Source organism: Novosphingobium sp. TCA1, assembly GCF_009811895.1.
Classification (GTDB): Bacteria; Pseudomonadota; Alphaproteobacteria; order Sphingomonadales; family Sphingomonadaceae; genus Novosphingobium; species Novosphingobium panipatense_A.
The window spans coordinates 22,549-42,184 of the sequence record NZ_BLJH01000033.1 but is presented as its reverse complement, the minus strand read 5'-3'; the positions used below and the strand labels follow the sequence as shown (position 1 = coordinate 42,184).

General features: G+C 62.8%; 15 protein-coding genes and 1 pseudogene. 3 read left to right on the top strand and 13 right to left on the bottom strand.

Annotated features, from left to right (window positions below; translation table 11 throughout):
- Positions 1-305 precede the first annotated feature (305 nt).
- A complete protein-coding gene (locus tag NTCA1_RS24000) occupies positions 306-854 on the top strand; it encodes a hypothetical protein (RefSeq protein ID WP_133085263.1) in 549 nt (182 codons plus the stop codon).
- A gap of 357 nt (positions 855-1,211) precedes the next feature.
- On the opposite strand, the gene NTCA1_RS23995 is transcribed toward NTCA1_RS24000, so the two are convergent.
- The 5 genes from NTCA1_RS23995 to NTCA1_RS23975 form a co-directional block, all read right to left on the bottom strand.
- Complete coding sequence (locus NTCA1_RS23995) at positions 1,212-1,508, bottom strand: hypothetical protein (RefSeq protein WP_133085264.1); 297 nt, start codon at positions 1,506-1,508, stop codon at positions 1,212-1,214.
- Positions 1,508-3,115 (bottom strand): IS66 family transposase, encoded by a 1,608-nt coding sequence (locus tag NTCA1_RS23990; RefSeq protein ID WP_133085265.1) that lies wholly within the window; start codon positions 3,113-3,115, stop codon positions 1,508-1,510. Before NTCA1_RS23990 ends, NTCA1_RS23995 begins: the two co-directional genes overlap by 1 nt.
- Before the next feature lie 62 nt (positions 3,116-3,177).
- On the bottom strand, positions 3,178-3,525 hold the full coding sequence (gene tnpB / locus NTCA1_RS23985; RefSeq protein WP_255490591.1) for an IS66 family insertion sequence element accessory protein TnpB: 348 nt from the start codon (positions 3,523-3,525) through the stop codon (positions 3,178-3,180).
- On the bottom strand, positions 3,522-3,896 hold the full coding sequence (locus NTCA1_RS23980; RefSeq protein ID WP_133085266.1) for a transposase: 375 nt from the start codon (positions 3,894-3,896) through the stop codon (positions 3,522-3,524). The genes tnpB and NTCA1_RS23980 overlap by 4 nt, the downstream gene beginning before the upstream one ends.
- Before the next feature lie 58 nt (positions 3,897-3,954).
- Positions 3,955-4,764 (bottom strand): NYN domain-containing protein, encoded by an 810-nt coding sequence (locus NTCA1_RS23975; protein WP_133085267.1) that lies wholly within the window; start codon positions 4,762-4,764, stop codon positions 3,955-3,957.
- 333 nt (positions 4,765-5,097) lie between these two features.
- On the opposite strand from NTCA1_RS23975, the pseudogene NTCA1_RS23970 reads away from it, so the two are divergent.
- Positions 5,098-6,132: pseudogene (locus NTCA1_RS23970) on the top strand (IS110 family transposase).
- 566 nt (positions 6,133-6,698) lie between these two features.
- On the opposite strand, the gene NTCA1_RS23965 reads toward NTCA1_RS23970, so the two are convergent.
- The 3 genes from NTCA1_RS23965 to NTCA1_RS23955 all read right to left on the bottom strand — a co-directional run bounded on the left by NTCA1_RS23965 (position 6,699) and on the right by NTCA1_RS23955 (position 12,028).
- The gene (locus NTCA1_RS23965; RefSeq protein ID WP_133085290.1) at positions 6,699-8,132 is read right to left on the bottom strand and encodes an aldehyde dehydrogenase; all 1,434 of its coding nucleotides are present in this window, start codon (positions 8,130-8,132) and stop codon (positions 6,699-6,701) included.
- A 163-nt stretch (positions 8,133-8,295) separates the two neighbouring features.
- Complete coding sequence (locus tag NTCA1_RS23960; protein ID WP_201282583.1) at positions 8,296-10,644, bottom strand: TonB-dependent receptor; 2,349 nt, start codon at positions 10,642-10,644, stop codon at positions 8,296-8,298.
- 82 nt (positions 10,645-10,726) lie between these two features.
- Entirely contained in the window at positions 10,727-12,028 is a 1,302-nt protein-coding gene (locus tag NTCA1_RS23955; protein ID WP_133085268.1) for a cytochrome P450, read from the bottom strand.
- 215 nt (positions 12,029-12,243) lie between these two features.
- Here NTCA1_RS23955 and NTCA1_RS23950 point away from each other — a divergent pair, with 215 nt between their 5' ends.
- The gene (locus NTCA1_RS23950) at positions 12,244-13,344 is read left to right on the top strand and encodes an NAD(P)-dependent alcohol dehydrogenase (RefSeq protein WP_133085269.1); all 1,101 of its coding nucleotides are present in this window, start codon (positions 12,244-12,246) and stop codon (positions 13,342-13,344) included.
- A gap of 37 nt (positions 13,345-13,381) precedes the next feature.
- On the opposite strand, the gene NTCA1_RS23945 is transcribed toward NTCA1_RS23950, so the two are convergent.
- From NTCA1_RS23945 to NTCA1_RS23925, 5 genes are all read right to left on the bottom strand, one after another.
- The gene (locus NTCA1_RS23945) at positions 13,382-14,083 is read right to left on the bottom strand and encodes a MerR family transcriptional regulator (RefSeq protein WP_236549542.1); all 702 of its coding nucleotides are present in this window, start codon (positions 14,081-14,083) and stop codon (positions 13,382-13,384) included.
- Positions 14,070-15,308, bottom strand: coding sequence for a Bcr/CflA family efflux MFS transporter (locus NTCA1_RS23940; protein WP_133085270.1), 1,239 nt, complete (start codon positions 15,306-15,308; stop codon positions 14,070-14,072). The genes NTCA1_RS23945 and NTCA1_RS23940 overlap by 14 nt, the downstream gene beginning before the upstream one ends.
- Positions 15,309-16,355: an aromatic ring-hydroxylating dioxygenase subunit alpha gene (locus NTCA1_RS23935; protein WP_133085271.1), complete on the bottom strand. Its 1,047-nt coding sequence runs from the start codon at positions 16,353-16,355 to the stop codon at positions 15,309-15,311.
- 140 nt (positions 16,356-16,495) lie between these two features.
- Complete coding sequence (locus NTCA1_RS23930; protein WP_201282582.1) at positions 16,496-17,275, bottom strand: SDR family NAD(P)-dependent oxidoreductase; 780 nt, start codon at positions 17,273-17,275, stop codon at positions 16,496-16,498.
- Between the two features lie 72 nt (positions 17,276-17,347).
- Positions 17,348-19,615: a TonB-dependent receptor gene (locus NTCA1_RS23925; RefSeq protein ID WP_133085272.1), complete on the bottom strand. Its 2,268-nt coding sequence runs from the start codon at positions 19,613-19,615 to the stop codon at positions 17,348-17,350.
- Between the last annotated feature and the right edge of the window lie 21 nt (positions 19,616-19,636).

Below are 19,636 nucleotides of genomic sequence, written 5' to 3'. Positions count from 1 at the left end.
GCGACCGACAAACCATGCTCGGACCAACCCGGAGCGGAGGCCTCATGAATAGTGCGGGTTAGCTTGCCGGTCGGCGTACTCGCTATCCGTGATGCGCGGCGGATTGCCGCCGCATCTGGGGATCTTGCGAAATCACAGGTCGTCTTCGGTCTTGGGAATTATGCATCATCTAAGAGTGACATTGACGTCATAGCTATAATTTCCCGGCGATGCCACGGAAACTCTGTCCTCATGGAGCTTCCAATCATGTTATCTAACCAGGAGATAAACTAGCATCCGACGTTTCTGTTTCCCTTCAGTTTCCGATGGACGGCAAATCGAGCCCAGCGCTTCCTGCTGAGGTATCCGATGCGTATTCGACAGATGGCCCTCCTATTACGACGATAAAGCGTACCGTTTCCGGCTCTGAGAAATGGCGATATGTCAGCTATGCTATTTCCAAGTTGCAGTCCAAAGCGATTATTAACATGGCCGAGGTCATGCAGGCACCACTTTCCATTTCGGTTAACCTCGATGAAATTGACAAGAGGTTTGCTGGCACAATCCAAATGGAATATGCTTTACAAATTCCCGTGACCGTCGCGAGCGGGGATGATCTAGACGTTCGAAAGATTTCTCTTTCGACAATTCGCGCAAACAGTTTAAAGGACGCTCAGCCGCAGATCTCCGCATTCATGAAGAAGCGGGTTACGGAACAATCAAACGGCGACACGGGTATATTTTCCGCCGCCCGTTGGCTGAATTCGCGCCTACCCTACGAAGTCTTCGTATTGTATCCCGAAGACTCAATGTGCGATCTCAATGGTCCTCTCACCCGCACGCACATGGTCAAATTGATCGAGTACGGTGCGTGAGCCATGTTCGCTCTGCTTGAGCGTGTAGTTCAATAAGCCCAGCGATCGGATGGCACCCGACAGGCTGAAGCCCCGACAAGACTCTCAGCTAAAGGTCGGAGTAGCTGGCTGATTCACAAAGCCCCAGTGACCGCCTTCGTCAAACTGCGCCGTTCGCGCTACCAGGAACGAACGTCGTTATTTGGTCGACATTGGTAAGCGGCAGTTGGGGCCGGAAGGGGGGCGTTTGTGCCACCAAGAAGCCCACTCACGGGTTCACACATGATGCCCAGGTTCTATCTGCTCGGCCCCGATGTCCGCTCCCTGTTGCGCTTATCAGCAACAAAGCTCTGTCCATTCTCAGTAACCGTCCGATTGTTACCGCGGTGGTTGGGCCTTGAAGCGAGTGGCGAGTTCGGGATCGTCAACGAAGTCATCGAGGAAGCCGTGCCAGGTCTGGGTGGTGCGACGTGCTTCTCGAAGCATATCTGACAGTTCGTCGAGGGCATCGTCGGTGAGCGCCGTAATGGTCTCATCCGGGCCAGTGTAAACGGTGATGATGCTGCCGTATGTCAGATTGTCGTCGTTCCAGACGATAGCTTCCAACAGCTCCACGTCCTCACCGAGCATTTTGGCAGCATAGTCCAGCGTGCGTACGTGAGTGATCGTGGCCATCAGGCTACCTCTGCCAACGGTACCAAGGGCACCCATTTCCAAGGCAGCAATTCCTCGATCCGGTTGATCTTGTGATCGTGGATACGGCCGAGCACGTCGGCAAGGTAAGCCTGCGGATCCAGACCGTTCATCTTGGCGCTTTCGATAAGCGTCATAGCACGTGCCAGGGTTTCAGCGCCTGCTTCGGAGCCCGCGAAGAGCCAGTTGCGTCTTCCCAGACCAATAGGTCTCACGGCTCGCTCAGCGGCATTGTTATCGATGGCGACGCGCCCGTCTTCGATAAACAGTAAGAATGCCTGCCAGCGACTCAAGCCATACCTGATGGCGCTGGCCAGGTCGCCCTTGACGGGGATGCGGGTGAGTTGCTGCTTAGCCCAGACGCGCAACGCCTCGAGTTTGGGTTTGCTATGCTCCTGGCGGACGGCGCGCCGAACATCGGCAGGTTTCCCGGCGATTTCGCGTTCGATGTCGTACAACTGGCCGATGCGATCGAGGGCTTCTCGCGCTATCGGTGATTTGTTCGCTTTCCAGATGTCGTGGAAGTCACGCCGCCAATGGGCGAAGCAGGCAGCTTCCCGGAAGCGCGGTTCGCCGTCTGCGCCGGGCTCATAGAGCTTCGCATATCCCTTGTAGGCGTCGGCCTGGAGAATGCCGCTCGCATTGCAAAGGTGGTTTTGCACGTGCTCCGCCTTCCAGTTGGGGGCAAAGCGATAGACCACACCCGGCGGTGCCGGCCCGTTCCACGGGCGCTGATCGCAGACATAACCCCAGATCCTGCCTTGCTTCACGCCCTTACCGAGGCCCTTGGCCCGCCTTGTGTGATCCAGCACTTGGATCGGTGTATCATCGGCGTGGATAACGGTGCTGGCCAGGACCGATGCCTCAATACGCTCGATCAGGGGCTGCAGGGTTCGCATCGCCTTGCCGCACCAGTCAGCCAGCGTGCTGCGGGGAATGTCAGCGCCCATGCGGGTAAGGATTTCGTTCTGCCGGTACAGCGGCAAGTGATCGTCGAACTTTGAGACGAGCACGTAGGCAAGCAGGCTGCTTCCGGCCATGCTGCCGGGGATCGGGCGGCTCGGAGCCGGCACCTGCACCATTTTCTCACAGCAGCGGCAGGACTTCTTCGGCCGCGCTACCTCGATCACCTTCAGCTTGGCTGTGATCATCTCGAGGATTTCGCTCACGTCCTCGCCGACGAGGCGTAACTCGCCCCCGCAATCGGGACAAGCGCTGCCCGGGTCGAGTTCTTTTCGCTCATGAGGGGTGTCGGGCGCAATGCGCGGGCGTCGGACCATGGCTCGGGCACTTGCCGCATGCGCAGTGCCCTCATCTTCTGCATCACTCGGCAATGCGACGGTCTGTGCCGCGGCAACCAGAATATCTTCCAGCGCCAGTTCCAACTGTTCGATCTCGCGCTCGATCTTTTCCGAGGACTTGCCGAAGGCCTGTTTCTTCAGTTTGACAATGCGCAGACGCAGGGCCTGCACCACCAGATCATGTGCGCGGACCGTTGCCGTCAACTTCGCGTTTTCCGCCTGCAAGTCGGCGATTATCGCCTTCAGCAAAGCTGGGTCTTCGGGAAGATCTTGCGCCGCGCTCAGCATGATCCTGCTTACCAGCCAGCGGCAGGAATATCCATGAAAACAGGTAGATTCAGGACCAAAAATCAGCCCACATGGGAAGGCGGCGCGCCCCAACTTGGACGCCTCCAGTCGATGCCTTCCCAGAGCATTGCGAGCTGGGCCGAGGTCAGCCGCGCCGTCCCATCCGCCGCAGAGGGCCAAGGAAAACGGCCACGCTGCAAGATCTTGTAGTACAGGCAAAATCCCTGCCCATCCCAGTACAACAGCTTCATCCTGTCGCCGCGACGTCCTCGAAAAGCGAACACCGCGCCGCTTGTCGGTTTCTGTCGCAGCACCGTCTGGGCCAGCTGACCAAGGCCAGAGATGCCTTTTCGCATATCAGTGACGCCGCAGGCCAGATAAACTCGCACGCCAGTTCCCGGGCCGATCACGCTGCCTCCACGCAGCGGATGAGCCGGGTCAGGGCGATGGCCTGAATGTCGCTTCCAAAGCGCAAAGTCCGGGCTTTCGTCAGGCGCAGCTCAACCATGGACGTCGCGCCTGGGCCAAGGTCGTAAGCAACTTCAGGGGCTCGAACGGCAGGCAAGTCCAGGGGGAGAAAGACAGGCTCGGGGGCGGCTCCCAAGAGCCCGCGTTTCTTCAAATCATACCGCCAAGTATAAATCTGTTGTCGGGTTACATCGTGGCGCTGCGCCACCTCTGTCAGTGTCGCGCCATTCACGCCAACGGCACTGATGATCTCCAGCCGCTGCTGATCGGTCCACCGGCGCCGACGTTCCTGACCCAGTATCTCCACCCTCATCGCAATCCCCGATCAAGAAACGTCGTTAGCGACGTCGCTATGACCGTCTCTTAAGAGATTATCGCGCCATCAGGCAGGCGGTCCCAATCGGACGGTTACCATTCTCAATGCGCACCACCTCGAACAATCCTGTCGCTTCGAACAGCGCCGTAAAGTTCCTGACGCCGAAATTGCGTGGGTCGATCGGAGCCTGCCTTCGGGCAGCAAGGCCCGCCGCCGCCATGTGGGCCCAACCGTCTTCGCGGGCGGTGGCCTCGACTGCCCCGCGCAACACGGTGACGAGCTTGGTGTCCTGCGGCAGCGCCTTGGGCACTGCCTTCGGGGCAGGCACGGCCGGACCTTTGCCATCTGATTTTGCCGTGTCCTTCGGTTTCGCGGCTGCTGCCATGGGGGCGGCTGCAATGACGGGTTCGCCCAGCGTATCGAGGTAGAGAAACGCGGTGCAGGCGTTCACGAACGGAGATGGCGTCTTTCGCTCGCCGAAACCATACACTTCATGCCCGTTTGCTCGCAGCTGCATCACTAGCGGCGTGAAATCTGCATCGCTTGAAGCGATGCAGAAGGCATCGAGTTTCTGCGTGTAGAGCAGCTCCATGGCGTCGATCACCAGCGCTATGTCCGTGGCATTCTTGCCCGTGGAATAGCTGAACTGCTGGACCGGACGGATCGCGAAGTCATGCAACTTGTCTTTCCAGTTCTTCAGGCCTGCGCTCGCCCAATCCCCATAGGCGCGTCGTATGTTCGCGGTCCCGTACTTGGATAGCTCCGCCAGCATTTCGGCGATCTTGCCGTGCGGCACATTGTCGGCATCGATAAGCAGCGCAATTCTACGATCCTGTGTGCTGCGGCCCCTTTCTTCCAGTTCCACGAAATTCTCCCATGCTCCGCTTGCTATCTTTTCGCGCAAGGGTGCCATCAACGCCACCTACATTTGCGCAAGCAAGTCCGGGGCTTCAAGAGGCAAGGGCATTCGAGACGGAAATACAGAGCGTCACCTGTTGGACGCCACAAATTGGCTGTTGAATGACCGAAAGGGGGCGCGATCCTTCGTAGGCGCCCTGCCCGGTACGGCTCGAGATGTTCGCCGACTAAGCAGCAATTCGCGGGACAAAGTTCAGCCTTGCAAACCTGATGGGGTGGACGCCCCCCGACAGCCTTTATGGCAAAGTGGAGGTGTTGAAGCACCACTGAGGAGGCGTCCGTGTCACAGGTTACCACAATCGGTCTGGATATCGCCAAGAACGTTTTCCATGCGCATGGCGCTGACGAGCGGGGTGCGATGGTTTTCAGTCGCAGGCTGACGAGAGGCAAACTGCTCGAGTTCTTCGCCGGTCAGCCAGCCTGTGTGGTGGCGCTCGAAGCGTGCGGTGGCGCCCATCATTGGGCGCGTCAGCTGCAGACAATGGGGCACGATGTGCGGCTGATCCCGCCATCGTACGTGAAGCCATTCGTGAAGCGGATCAAGAACGATGCGATTGATGCTGAAGCGATTGCCGAGGCTGCGCAGCGCCCAGGCATGCGCTTCGTGGCGGTGAAGAGCGAAGAGCAACAGGCCGCAGGGCTCGTGTTCCGCACACGTGACCTAGCTGTGCGGCAGCGCACTCAGCTGATCAAGCCATCCGCGGGCACCTAGCGGAGTATGGTTGGGTAGCACCGCGCGGCACAGCGCATATGACAATGCTCGCCGACCTGCTCGAGGATGAGGAAATGACTTCAAGTCTGCCTACAGCGGCACGGCCCATGTTCAAGCTCATGGTCGACATGCTGGCCGAATCTCGACAAGCAGGTTGCCGTGCTGGACCGTGAGATCGCACGGCGTGCCAAGGAGGATGAAGCAGCCAGGCGGCTAATGACCATTCCGGGGATCGGTCCAATCGCGGCGACCGCCATCATCGCGCTGGCCCCGCCGGTCGAGACGTTCCGTAAGGGCCGCGACTTCGCGGCTTGGCTTGGCCTCGCCCCCCGTCAGCACTCGACCGGCGGCAAACAGCGGCTCGGCAGCATATCGAAGATGGGCGAGCGGACGATCAGACGACTACTGATCATCGGCGGCAGCTCAATGGTACGCCAGGCATGCCGATTTGGCGCGTCTGCCGGATCGTGGCTTGAGCGGATGCTGGCGCGCAAGCCGCGCATGCTCGTCTCGGTAGCGCTCGCCAACAAGATGGCGCGCATGGTCTGGGCACTGCTCACCAGGAAGGAAGATTACAGAGCTCCGACAGCTGTCGCGGCGTAAGCCAAGACTGCGGTCAGAGGCGTCGGGGACGTAGGCGGTCGAAGGAGGGTATGGCACAACAGTCGGCGAGACGGGGCTGGAAGAACCAGGGAATGGCAGAGCGCTAGCCAAGCGCGTAAACCTGTAATGGATCCAGTCCGCGAACTCCCATACTGGCCCGCAGCTTATGGCGCTGCTCATCGAGGCCGGACAGATGACAGCATCCGACTACGTGCCAACATACCCCGATTTACTGCTTGCATCCGAAGGGGCGTCCACAGATGCCCTACGTTCACCCAACAATGGGTTGACCTGAATGCTCGAGAGTTAGCCAATCCTGCGAGTCACTAAACCGCCGTCGACAGGCAGGCCTTGGCAAGAATAGGCGATTTAGCACTTTGAAAATCAATCGCTCAAGCGGAGAAAGGTCGATCTCAGGCCGCTGGAACCCAAGCCTCCCGACCCCTTGTCTTTCCAGGACGAGCTCCGCATCAAAGAGCCCCGGCGACACTCCGAAGGCGTTCTTGAAAAACTACCGAGGGAAACGTCGGAACGCCCGCAGTTCCCTCAGCGAAATGGTGAGGGGTTCAGGAATCCAGCAAGACCGTCACTGTCTTGCTCTCCGTATAATGAAGAACGCCCTCTTCTCCGACCTCTCGTCCCCATCCGGACTCCTTCACGCCACCAAACGGTGCGGAAGGGTCGTTCATGCCGTGCGTGTTGACCCAAACGACACCTGCCTGAAGTTGTCGCGCCGTCAGGTGGGCACGTGAAATGTCGCGCGTCCAGATATTGGCGGCAAGGCCGTAGCGCGTATCGTTTGCGGCCCGAACCACCTCATCGACATCGTCGAACGGCGTTGCCACCAGCACCGGGCCGAAGATTTCCTCGCGCACGATGCTGGCGTCCGGGTCGGGATTGGCAAAGATCGTTGGTTCCACGAAATAACCTTCCCGGCCACCCGTGCCACCGCCGAAGACCAGTTCCGCACCGGCCTGCTTGCCCTGTTCGATATAGTCCAGCACCCGGCTCTGCTGCCCGCGCGAGACGAGCGGCCCGAGCATGGCATCCGGATCGCGGCCATGGCCTAGCTTGAAGCCCGCCGCCGCCTTGGCCACCCCTTCGACCACGCGGTCGAACACCGAGCGCTCGACATAGAGGCGCGAGGCTGCGAGGCAAACCTGTCCGGAATTGAAGAACACCGCCAGCGCAGCCCCCATGGCCGCTGCGTCGAGGTCAGCATCGGCAAACACCAGCGAGGGCGACTTGCCGCCCAGTTCCAGCGTGACGCGCTTCAGGTCCTGCGCGGCGGTCTGGACGATCTGCTTGCCCACGCGCGTCGATCCGGTGAAGGCGATCTTGTCGATGCCGGGATGCTCGACCAGCGCCTGTCCCGCTTCGTGGCCGTAGCCGGTGACGACGTTGAGCACACCTTCCGGCAGACCGGCTTCCAGCGCCAGTTCGGCAAGCCGCAGCGCCGTCAGCGGAGTCACTTCGGACGGCTTCAGGACGATCGTGCAACCGGCGGCAAGCGCAGGCGCGATCTTCCATGCCGCCATCGCCAGCGGATAGTTCCACGGCACGATCTGGCCGACGACGCCAATCGGTTCGCGAACTGTGTAGGAATGGTACTGCCGCCCATCGCCCGAGAACGGGTTGACCTGTCCGCCGATTTTGGAGGCCCAGCCGGCCATGTAGCGGAAGATGTCGACAGCCGAAGGTACGTCCACCGCCAGCGCGTGATGATAGGTCTTGCCGTTGTCGTAGCTTTCCAGCAGTGCCAGTTCGTGGGCGTGCTCCTCCACCTTGCGGGCGATCGCCTCGATGATGCGGCCCCGGTCGAGCGGCCGCATGCGCGACCATTCGGCGCTTTCGAATGCCTTGCGCGCCCGCGCGACGGCACGGTCCACATCGGCCGCGCTGCCCGCCGGTACGCTGGCGAAGACCTTGCCGGTGGCCGGGTCTTCCACGTCGATCCGCTCACCGCTTTCCGCTTCGCAGCGCGCGCCGCCGATCAGCATCCGCGTGACCGGCAGGTCCACCTCGTGGCCGGGTTCGCCATGGCGGGTCGCAGCGAAAGTCGCCGCTAAAGTCGGGGGTGCATTCATCTCGGTCTCTCCAGTGAAAACGCAAAAAGGAGCCGCGCCGGGTTCGAAATCCCGGCGCGGCTCATGGGGAGGAGCTTCAGAAGCTGGCCGACACGGTCAGGCCATACGTGCGGGGCCGACCGGCGAAGCGGACGGTCGTGTCGGTGATGCGGGTGGCGTTGGACCAGTAGTACTTGTCGGTCAGGTTGCGCACGAAGGCGGTCAGCTTGTACCGCTTGTCGTCGAAGCTGAGCCCGGCGCGCAGGTCGATCAGCGTATAGTCGGCGATGGTCAGCCCGCCCATCCGCGTCAGTTCTTCGGAAGGGGTGTCGCGCGCGTCGCCGAGGACCGCCTTGGTATCGCTCTGGAAACTGAGGTTGCCGCCGACGAAGGCGCCGATCGTTTCGCCCAGTGCCCAGTCATACTGCCCGTCGATCACGATCTGGTACTTGGGCGTATAAGGGAACGACGATCCGCCGAAATCGACCTGATTGCCGTAGGAATCGTAGTTGACGAAGCTACCCTTGATCTTCGTATCGAGGTAGGTCGCCCCGATCGAGACGCGCAATCCGTCCGTGGGGGCAAGATCGAGCTGGATTTCGGCGCCCTGCACGCGCGACTTGGGCACGTTCACCAGCGCTTCCAGCGGACCGAAGATGTCAGGATCGGCAACGACCCGGCCCTTGAACTGCTTGTTGCTGTAATCGTAGTAGAACACCGCGCCGTTGACCTGCGCGGTCCTGTCGAGCAGCGTCAGCTTGGCGCCGATCTCATAGGCCGTTACCGACTCCTGCTTGACCGGCGCGAACTGGTTGGCGTCGCTGGCCGAGAGCAAAGGGAAACTGCCCGACTTGTAGCCCTTGCTGACCGAGGCATAGAGCAGCGTGTCCTTCGAGGGCTTGAAGTCCACGCCCGCGCGCCAGGACACGTTATCCTCGTTCAGGCTGTTCTGCACCTCCACCGCCGTCAGCGTGGAGGCATCGATGGTCACACAGGCGCCGGGTGCGATCGAGATCGGATCCAGCCCGGCACCGCCGCGTATCGCGTTGAGCAGGTTCTGGATGCCCTGTCCCAGTGCGAAACCGCGGTCGGCGGTGCATCCGGCAAAGTCGATTTTGGTGTCGGTGTAGCGAATGCCGCCGTGGAGCGTGATCATCTCGCCGATGTCGTAATCGAGATTGGCGAAGACCGCCTTGTTGACGAACTTCTGCCGCGCATACTGGCTATAGACGAAGAACGGCACGCCCAGCCCGGCATCGACGAAGTTGTAGGCCGAAGTCGACTGGTCGTAAGGGCCGGCGTCATCCTGCTGATAGGTCTTTTCACGCGCGTAATTGGCACCGACGATCCAGGTGAGGCCGCCGGTCCTCCCTTGCAGGCGAAGTTCTTCGGACAGTGCGGTAATCTTGCCGGTGGTGTTGTAGAAGTAGTCTCGCAGCGCGACGCCGTCCGGGTCGATATCGGCATCGTTGTGATACTTGGAAAAACTGGTGATCGAGGTCAGCGTGATATCGTCGTTGAGGTCCACGTCGCCGCGCAGCGAGGCTTGATAGAACCAGTCGTCGCGCCTCGGGGCCTGTTCCGGCGTCCAGTCGGCATCGCGGTTGTTGGCGGGCGCGACCGGATAAGTGGCAAGCGCGCCGAGCCGCGCCGGATTGCCGAGCGGCACCACGCCGATGAGTTGCGCTGCCTGCCCGTCGCTCTTGTCGATGAAGCCGTTGAGGTTGAGTTCGAAACGCACGCTGTCGGCGGGCTGGAAGTCGACCAGCAGGCGGCCGGTGGTGAAGTTGCGGTCCCCCAGCTTGTCGTCGCGCGTATAGCTGCGTTGCCATGCGCCGCCCTGCTCGGTGCGCACCGCGACGCGGGCGGTCAGCGTATCGGAGATCGGGCCGCTGACATAGCCGCCCCCGCTGATCTCACCGAAGTTCTGGATGCCTGCATCGATGCCGGCCTTGAACGTGGAAGTCGGCTTGGCGGCGATGTAGTTGATCGCGCCGCCGGTCGCGTTCGATCCGAACAGCGTGCCCTGCGGGCCTTTCAGCACTTCCACCCGCTCGAGATCCAGCGTCGCGCCGCGCGTCATGATCGAGAACGGCAGCGGCACCTGGTCCTGGTAGATGCTGACGGTGGGCTTCGCGGCCAGGCTGGTATCGTAGAAGCCGACGCCGCGCAGCGTGTAGACCGGCGTGGCGTAAGCGCTCTCGGTATAGTTGAAGCCCGGCACGATCTTCACCAGATCACCGACATTGGTAATGCCCTGATCGCGCAGTTTGTCGCCGGAAGCGGCGGTGATGGACAGCGGCACGTCGTTGATCGCCTCCGAGCGCTTCTGCGCCGTTACCACGATCTCCTGGATGCCCCCGGCAGACGCCGAATCCTGGGCATGGGCCTGTGCCGAGATGGCGAGCAAAGATGCCCCTGCCATCAGCAAGATATTGCGATTCATGGTTTTACCTCTCCCGTGATGTCCGCGCTTTTGCGTCGGACTGTTCTTGTCTCGGCCCGATCCCACGCCGGGTCGGTACTCCTCAGTTCTTGACGAAGCGGATCGGCAGCGACTTGTAGCCGCCGACGAAGTTGGTCTCGACCAGACGCGGTTCGCCCGCGAGCTCGACGGACTTTAGATGGGGCAGCAGCTCCTGGAACAACACACGCATCTCCAGCTTGGCGAGATGCTGGCCGAGGCACATGTGCGGCCCGAATCCGAAGGCCACGTGCTGGTTGGGCGAGCGCGTGATGTCGAAACGGTCGGGATCGACGAAGACGTCGGTATCGCGGTTGCCGGAGGGGTAGCACATCATCAGGCGGTCCATCGCCTTGATCGACTGCCCGCGCAGCACGGTATCCTCCGCCGCATTGCGCATGAAGTGCTTGACCGGGCTGGTCCAGCGGATCGCCTCGTCCACCAGTCCGGGGATCAGGCCGGGGTCCTCCTTGACCTTGGCGAAGTTCTCCGGATTGACGATCATGCCGTGCAGACCTCCCGCCGTCGAGGACGAGGTGGTGTCGTGCCCGGCGGTGGCGATGGCGACGTAATAACCGTTGGCCTCGGCGCGCGGGATCGGCTCGCCGTTGATGCGGGAATTGGCGATCAGCGAAAGCAGATCGTCAGTCGGCTCGGCGCGGCGTTTGGCGCTGAGGTCGTCGAAGTAGTCGTAGAAATCCTCCAGCGCGGCAGCCCACATCTTCGCCCCGACCACCGGATCGGCGACCATCTCGGGACGCTGCTCCTCGGGATCGTGGACGCCGAAGAACTCCTGCGTCAGCTTGAGCATGCGCGGCTCGTCCTCGGGCGGAACGCCGAACAGCGTCATGATGACACGGAGCGGATAGTGCAGCGCGAAGTCGCGCACGAAATCGCATTCGCCGTCGAAGCTCAGCAGGTTGTCGACCGACTGGCGCGCGAGTCGGCGCACCTGCTCCTCCAGCTGGCTGACCCGGCCGGGCAGGAACCAGTTCGAGGTGAGGTTGCGGTAGGAAGCGTGCTCCTTGCCGTCCATGTAAGTCAGCGAGGAGATGATCTTGGTCGATCCGCCGTTGATCGAGCGGGTGAAATCATCCGAGGCGCGGTCATTCAGCACCGGATTGAAATCGGCGTTGCGGAACAGCTTCGAATTGCGTTCCGCCTCGCGGATATCCGCGTGCTTGGTCACGATCCAGATCGGATCGAAGCCCGGAACATGCGCCTTGGCCAGCGGCATGTTCTCGCGCAGCCAGCGGAAGGTGCCGTAAATCAGCGCGTCGTCGGTATAGGATTTCGGCGAGATCACGATGCGTGCGATATCGTCGGGAATGACGGGGCAGCTCTCGGTATCGAGCGAAACGGTCATGGGCTCTCCCTCGGGCGGTTGGTTCCGCCGAAATTGCGTGTTGCCAACACGTAACTATGGACAGGCCCCGAGGTCAATCGTAGATATAGGTCAGACCATTCGAGCGATAAAATGGCAGGAATGGCCGTTTTCCGGTACTCAAGAGACCAATCGGCCGCAGGACCATCCCGCTAATCGAATGGCGAGGCGAAGATCGAATAGGAGAGAGATGCGCCATGGAAATACGTGCAGCAGTGGTCCGCCGCCCCGGCGAGGACTTTGCCGTCGAGACGCTCAGGCTTTCGGGGCTGCGGCCCGATGAAGTGCGGGTGAAGATCGTCGCGACGGGCCTGTGCCACACCGATCTCGTCGTGCGCGACCAGATCCTGCCGGTGCCGCTACCCGCCGTTCTGGGGCATGAGGGTGCGGGTATCGTGGAGGCGGTCGGGTCGGAAGTGACGACGCTGCAAGTGGGCGACAGCGTCATCCTCGGCTTCGCCGCCTGCCGGGCCTGTCCGCAGTGCGACGCCGGGGAACCCGCCTATTGCCGAGACTTCGCCGCGCTGAACTTCGGCGGACGCCGGATGGACGGCAGCACCTGCATCCAGGACGGCGATCACGACGTCAGCAGCCATTTCTTCGGGCAATCCTCGTTCGCCACCCATGCCATCGCCGCCGCGCGCAATCTGGTGAAAGTGCCGAAGGAAGCGCCGCTGGCGCTGCTCGGCCCGCTCGGCTGCGGGATCATGACCGGGGCCGGGGCGGTGCTCAATGCCCTTGAGGTCAAGGCGGGAGAAAGCCTGCTGGTGACGGGTGCGGGTCCGGTGGGCCTGAGCGGGGTCATGGCTGCCGCCTCGGCCGGGGCGCGCGTGATCATCGTCTCCGACCCGCTGGCTTCACGGCGCGAAATGGCGCTCGATCTTGGCGCGACCCATGCCCTCGATCCCGCCGCGGGACCGCTGGCCGAACAGGTTCGCGCCATCCTGCCGCCTGGGGCAGACGCCATGCTCGACACTTCGGGCATTGCGGGGGTGATCGAGGATGGCCTCGGCGCCATGGCCGTGCTGGGACGCCTTGCCATGGTCGGGGTGCCGCGCAGCCCGGACGCGGCAATCTCGCTCAACCTCCTGCACATGCTCTCGCTCGGCCTGAAGGTCTGCGGTGTGACCGAGGGCAATGCGGACCCGCAGGAATTCCTGCCCCGCCTGATCGAACTCCATGCCGCCGGGCACTTCCCGTTCGACCGGATCATCCGCACTTATCCGCTCGACCGGATCAACGAGGCCGTCGCGGACCAGCACGCGGGCCGCTGCGTCAAGGCGGTCCTGACGATGTAGCCCCATGGGCCGGACGACCCTCGGGGGCTGTCCGGCCTCAGCCCTCGGTGTGGCCCCTGATCGCGTCGAAGTGGCGGAAGAACGCGCGCTGACGCAGGACGCCGAAGAAATCGAGCATCAGCGGCAGCGCCTGCTCGACGAGATCGGCCGCCTCGCCCACTTCCACCCGCCCGGTCACGCGTTCGAGGAAAGTCGTGGCTTCCCACTTGCCGACGAAGTCCGCCGCCTCGACGTAGAAGCCCAACACTTCGGGGGTATAGTCCAGATGCGCGTCGAACCCGGCCTTGCGCATGTCCCCCCAGATGCGGAGCATCTGCGCATCGGAAATGGATAGGGCATCGCCGTCCGGCGTCTCGACGATCGTGAGCACCCCGATCCCGGCAAGTATGCGAGCGTCCTCGGCCGCAGAGGGATAGCTTTCGAGCAGCGAGGCGACCGGAACCGGCCCCTGGTCCTCGCCCGCGCGGTGCGCCACGAGTTGCTCCAGCTGGTCCAGCGCGCTGGTGTCGACGCGGGGCTGCTGGCCGCCGCCCTCCATCAGCGCCTTGATCTGCGGCAGGGTGAGGCGGCTTTCGTGCTGGAGCTTGCGGACCGTGGCTATCGCCTGGACGTGATCCTCGCGGTAGATCGCAACCGTGCGCTTGGGCCGATCTGGCTCGGGGATGACGCCGCTGCGCAAGTAGAGGCGGATGACCTCCCGGTGCACGCCGGTGCGTTGTTCAAGCTCACGCATCTTCATGGGCATGTCTAGAGCACGGCAAGGGAACCTTCGCAATGCGGCGCGCCCGGCCTGCGAAAAGGCACAGCGCGGCGATCTCGCAGCCGATCAGGATCGCGATCGCCGTCATCGTCCCGTCGCCGCCGAAGCTTGCCCCTGCCGCCGCCAGCGCGCCGACGGCCATCTGGATCGCGCCATAGAGCCCCGAAGCCGAGCCGAAGGCGGCGGGATCGACGGAGGTCGCCAACGCCAGCGCCGCCGGTCCGGCAAGACCGACGCCGCAGGTGAAGAGGAACATCAGGCCCGTCACGAGGATCGGGCTGGCAAGGCCCGAAAGGAATGCCGCCAGCAACCCGAAGGCCGCGCCAAGCGACAGCCGGCATCCTAAAGCCAGCATTCGAGGCGCCGCCCAGTAGTGACTCAGCCGCGAGGCCGTAAAGCTGCCGACCCAGGCTCCGGCCAACACCACGCCGAGATGCACGCCGCTGGCATCGGGCGTCAGTCCGAAGCGCTGCTGGTAGATGAGCGGGGCAGCGCTGAGGAAGGCGTACCAGCCGGTGGTGACGCAGCCACCGCCAATGGCATAGGCGGCGAAATGGCCCGAAGTTACCAGCCGCGCATAGTTCCCCAGCACGCCCCGTGTCGTTGCCGCACGCGGCGTGCCGGTTTCCGGCAGGAGCGAGACGATCGCGGCGGTGTTGAGCGCGCCCGATAGCGCCAGCAGGATCAGGATCGACTGCCATCCTCCATGCGTGACCAGAAAGCCGCCGATCATCGGCCCCAGCCCCGGCCCGACCAGAATCATCAGGTTGAGCCTGGCGAGGCCGCCGGTCGAGCCCTGCTCCGTGCTCACGTCGCGCACGATGGTCCGGGCGATCACCATCCCCGCGCTGCCGCCCAGCGCCTGCGCGAACCGGCACACGTTGAAGAAGCTCGCCGAAAACGCCGTCGCCGCGATAAGGCTCGCCAGGGTGAAGACGGCGCTACCGCCGATCAGGACCGGCCGCCGCCCGAAGCGGTCGGACAGCGGGCCATGTACCAGCTGCCCGAAGGCGAGCCCCCAGACGTAGAGGCTGATGCCGAGTTGCAGTTCGGCGTTGCGGGCACCGAAGGCCTGTGCGGCGACCACCAGCGCGGGCGTGAAGATATGGATGCCGAGCGTACCGCTCAGCGTCATCGATCCGAGCAGCCAGATCGGCACCCCTCTGCGGGTGCCGATCCGGGTTTCGCTTATCTCGGCGGGCATTTACTCGGCGGCGACGAGTTCGCCCTGTTCCGCCTCGAAAAGGTTGCTCAGGACGCGGCGGGCCTGATTGACCGCGCCGTCGCTGGCGATGCCCACGAAAGGACGGCCCGGATTGTCGTCGATGCGCAGCTGCTGCGCCTGAAGCGTTTCCTCGTCCTCGGTAATGGTGTCGAAGAACTGGTCGAACAGCACCTCCGGCACGCCGCTTTCCTTCGAGGCGGTCGTGCAGATGGTCCAGAGATAGTGGCTGGTCTTGTCCGTCTCCGGCGTGATGAAGTGGTTGTTGGCGAGCATGAAGCCGTTGTCGCGCCTGCCTTCGTAGGCCCCGGTCCCGACATCGCAGCCTCCGGCATTGACGCGGCAGGTCATGCCCACGCGCGGTTCGAAGCGCACTTCCTGCCAGCGGTCCACCCTGCCCTTGAAGCCGCCGGCATCGATGTAGGAGCGCGGCGGGACGGAGTTGGGCATCTTGCGCAGCAGCGTGACCTTGTTGCCGTCGAACTCCACCTTGGTATCGGCGCCGTAATGCTGTTCCGGATTGCCGCCGATGGTGCGCGCATGGATGTACGGGACGTGCGTCAGGTCCATGATGTTGTCGATGATGAGTTGCCAGTCGGCCTTCACGTGGAAGTTGTAGGGCCTCCAGGTCCAGGCCGGATCGTTGTGCTCGGGACTGTCGATCACGGTGGCGGGATCGGCCAGCGCCTCATCGCCCATCCAGATCCAGATCAGGTGATCCTTTTCCAGCACCGGATAGTGGCGGACATTGGCCGAGGGCGGGATGCGGGTCTGGTTGGGGATGCGCGTGCAGGCGCCCAGCCGGTTGAATTCGACGCCGTGGTAGCAGCAGCGGATCACGTCCCCTTCGACATGGCCCGCGCTCAGCGGCATGGCGCGGTGGCTGCACCGGTCCTCCAGCGCCGCGATCTGGCCGTCCGAGGTGCGGAAGAGGACGACCGGTTCATTCAGAAACCGCCGCGCCAGGGTCTTGCCGGGCTCGATCTCGGCGGCGAAGGCGGCGACGTACCAGGTGTTGCGAATGAACATGTAACTCTCCTTGTCCGGATCGGTCTTGCCGCCGTCCGGCTTGCTTTATGGATAGAGGCTATCCTCGCGGAAATCCCGCCTCCAATCGCAATTGAATAAAGCCATTGGAAAAACGGGACGAGCCCCGCCATGCCATGCGCTTATCGGAGGTAGAGTCCGCCGTTCATATCGAGCGTGGCCCCGACGAAGAACCCGCCGCGATCCGAGGCGACCAGCGCGACGGCGGCAGCGATTTCGCCCACTTCCATGAACCGGCCGACCGGCACTTCCGCCTCCACGCGCGCGATCTGCTCTTCCGAAAGCCGGCCCTTGGCGGTGTCGATCGGGCCGGGCGCAATGGCGTTCACGGTCACGCCAGTTCCGGCGAGATAACGCGCGAAATACTTCGAGAGCATGATCGCTCCGGCCTTCGAGGCGGCATAGTGCGGCGAGGCGACGGTGCCGCCGTTCTGGCCCGCCAGCGAGGTGACGTTGACGATACGGCCATAGCCGCTGGCTTTCATATGCTCGGAGAAAATCTGGCAGCTGAGGAACACGCTGCGCATATTGATGGCGACGATCTCGTCGAATTCTTCGGGGCTGATGTCCTGCGTCGGCGTGCGGCGTGCGAGGCCGGCGTTGTTGACGACGATATCGACCCGCTCCCACGCGCATGCGATCCGATCCCGCGCGGCGAGGAAGTCGTCCTTGCTGCGAACGTCGAGCGCAATGGCCATGGCCGTCTCGCCCGAGGGATCGAGCGAGCGCGCCACCGCCTCGGCAGCGGCAAGGTCGATGTCGCTCACCGCCACCTTGCCCCCGCCAGCATGGATTTCCCGCGCGACCGCCTCTCCCACGCCGCGCGCCGCGCCGGTGACGAGCGCGGTACGCCCCGAAAAGGAGAAGCTGCCGTTGGCGGGAAGCTGGGTAGGCATAGTCATCTCGGATTCCTTGGTTCTTGAATTTCCATCGAAAAAGGCGGGGGAACGGCGTGCCGTTCCCCCGCCAGGCCGTCAGCGCCGAATGGAGAGAGTCACGCCGTAAGTGCGCGGCGTGTTGGTGAAGATCTTCCAATACGTCGTGCCGTTGCCGGGCGTCGCGAGGAACGCCGTGATGTCGTCGGCATTGACGATCTGGTAGTTGTTGGTGAGGTTCTTGCCCCAGATGCCCAGGGTCCAGCGGCCATCGGCGGACTCGTAGTTCAGGCGCGCGTTGAGCGTGCGGCCCCGCGTATCGTTGTAAAGGTTCTGGTAGAGACGCAGCGTGTTCGCATCGTCGGTCGAGATGCGCGCGGAGTAGTTGAAGTCCATCTGCGGCGTCAGGCTTGCCCCGTTGCCGAGCACCGCCTGATAGCTCGCACCGATGGTGAAGGCGTCACGCGGCGCGAACTTCGCCGGATTGCCCGAATAATCGAGGCCGACCAGCGGATCTTCCAGCGAGGTATATGTGCCGATCAGGTGGGTATAGTTCCCGGTCAGGCGCAGTCCGTCCATCGGCCGCAGCACGGATTCGATTTCCCAGCCCTTCATCTTGAGCGTGCCGTTGTAGGTATGGGCGATACCACCCGCGCCGGAGAAGTTCTGGAGGTCCTTGGTCTTCTGGCGGAACAGCGCGACATTGAAGTCCAGCATGTCGCCGAACAGGCGGGTCTTGGCGCCGATCTCGTAGTTTTCGGCATGTTCGGGCGCGAGCGGGATGGTGGGATCGCGATAGGCATTGTCCACGAAGCCGCCCGACTTGAAGCCCTTGGCATAGGTCGCGTAGAGGTTGACCTTGTCGAAGGGCTCGTACTTGATCGTGAAGCGCGGGGTGAAGGCGTTCCAGGTCTTGCCGCCCGAGGCGATCACTTCTCCGGGGAAGCCGAAGCCCGGAATGGCGCCAGCGTCGGTGGTCGAGAACGCGTGATAGTCGATCTTCTTGCGATCGGACGTATAGCGCCCGCCCGCAACAAGAGAGAGCTGGTCGGTGACTTTGAGCGTCGCCTCGCCGAACACCGCGAGGCTGCGCACGTCGCCCTGCTGCACGCGGGTGATGTTGGTCACGTCGGGATTGCGGCGCACGCTGGCGGGAACGGCCGAGCCGGACAGCGGGCTGTAGTTGAAGATGTTCGTGGTCGAGACGTCTGCCGAGAGGTAATAGGCGCCGACCACGTAGGACAGCACGCCCGGCGCCGAGGCGTAGCGCACTTCCTGCGTGAAGCTGCGGTTGCGCACCACCTGACGGCGGTCGAACACGGGCACTTCGGTGCCGACCGGCACGTCGTCGTTGGTCGCGCGGCTGTCGTTCATGCGGTAGCCGGTGATCGAGGTCAGCGTGCCGCCCAGCAGGTCGAGATCGCCGCGCAGATAGCCGCCGCGCAGGCGCTGGCGATAGGGCGAGGCCGTGTAATCGTTGTTCACCCACTTGTCGTTGGTGAAATCACCGAAGGTATCCGGCACGACCTGGTTGCCGCCGATACCGAGACCGATCGCACCGCCATTGCCCTTGGTATAGCTGTAGTCGCCCGAGAGCACGACCTTCAGCGTGTCGGTGGGCTGGAACAGCAGCTTGCCGCGCATCGCATAGCCGTCCGTCTTGCCGTAGCTGCCCGACTGGTTGGGCGTGTCGATCTGGCCGTCCGAAGTCTCGGTGCTGAACGAGAAGCGCGCGGCGATCTTGTCTTCGACGAGCGTGGTGTTGACCATGCCTTCGCTGCGGAAGTAGCCCGCATTGCCGCCGGTGCCCTGGAGGAAATAGTCGTCCTTGAATTCTGGGTTCTTGCTGATCACGGCAATGGCGCCGCCCACGACGTTGCGGCCGAACAACGTACCCTGCGGGCCGCGCAGCACTTCTACGCGCTCCACGTCGAAGAAGTTGGCGTTCAGGTCGTTGTTGAACACATAGTAGATGTCATCCATGAAATAGGCGACCGGAGTATCCAGCGTCGCCGTGCGGAACGTCGAGACGTTGCCGCGAATGGCGACGATCGACAGCGACTTGTCCGACGTGTTGACAGTGATTCCCGGCATCTGCTGCGTCAGCGCGGTGGGGCTGAAGACCTGATCGGTGCGAAGCTGTTCGCCGCCGAACGCAGCAATGGAGAAGGGAACCTCGCGCACGGTGGAAGCACGGCGCTGGGCGGTGACGATGATGTCCTGCGAATCGACGCTGGGGCGCGATGCGGCAGCAGGGCTGTCGTCCGCTTCGGCCGTTTCCGGCGCGGCGGTCTGCCCAAAAGCCGGTGCAATCGTTATAGTAGACAGGGCGCAAACGGCCGCGGAAGTCATATACTTGAATGTCATGGATGGCATCTCCCCAAGGGC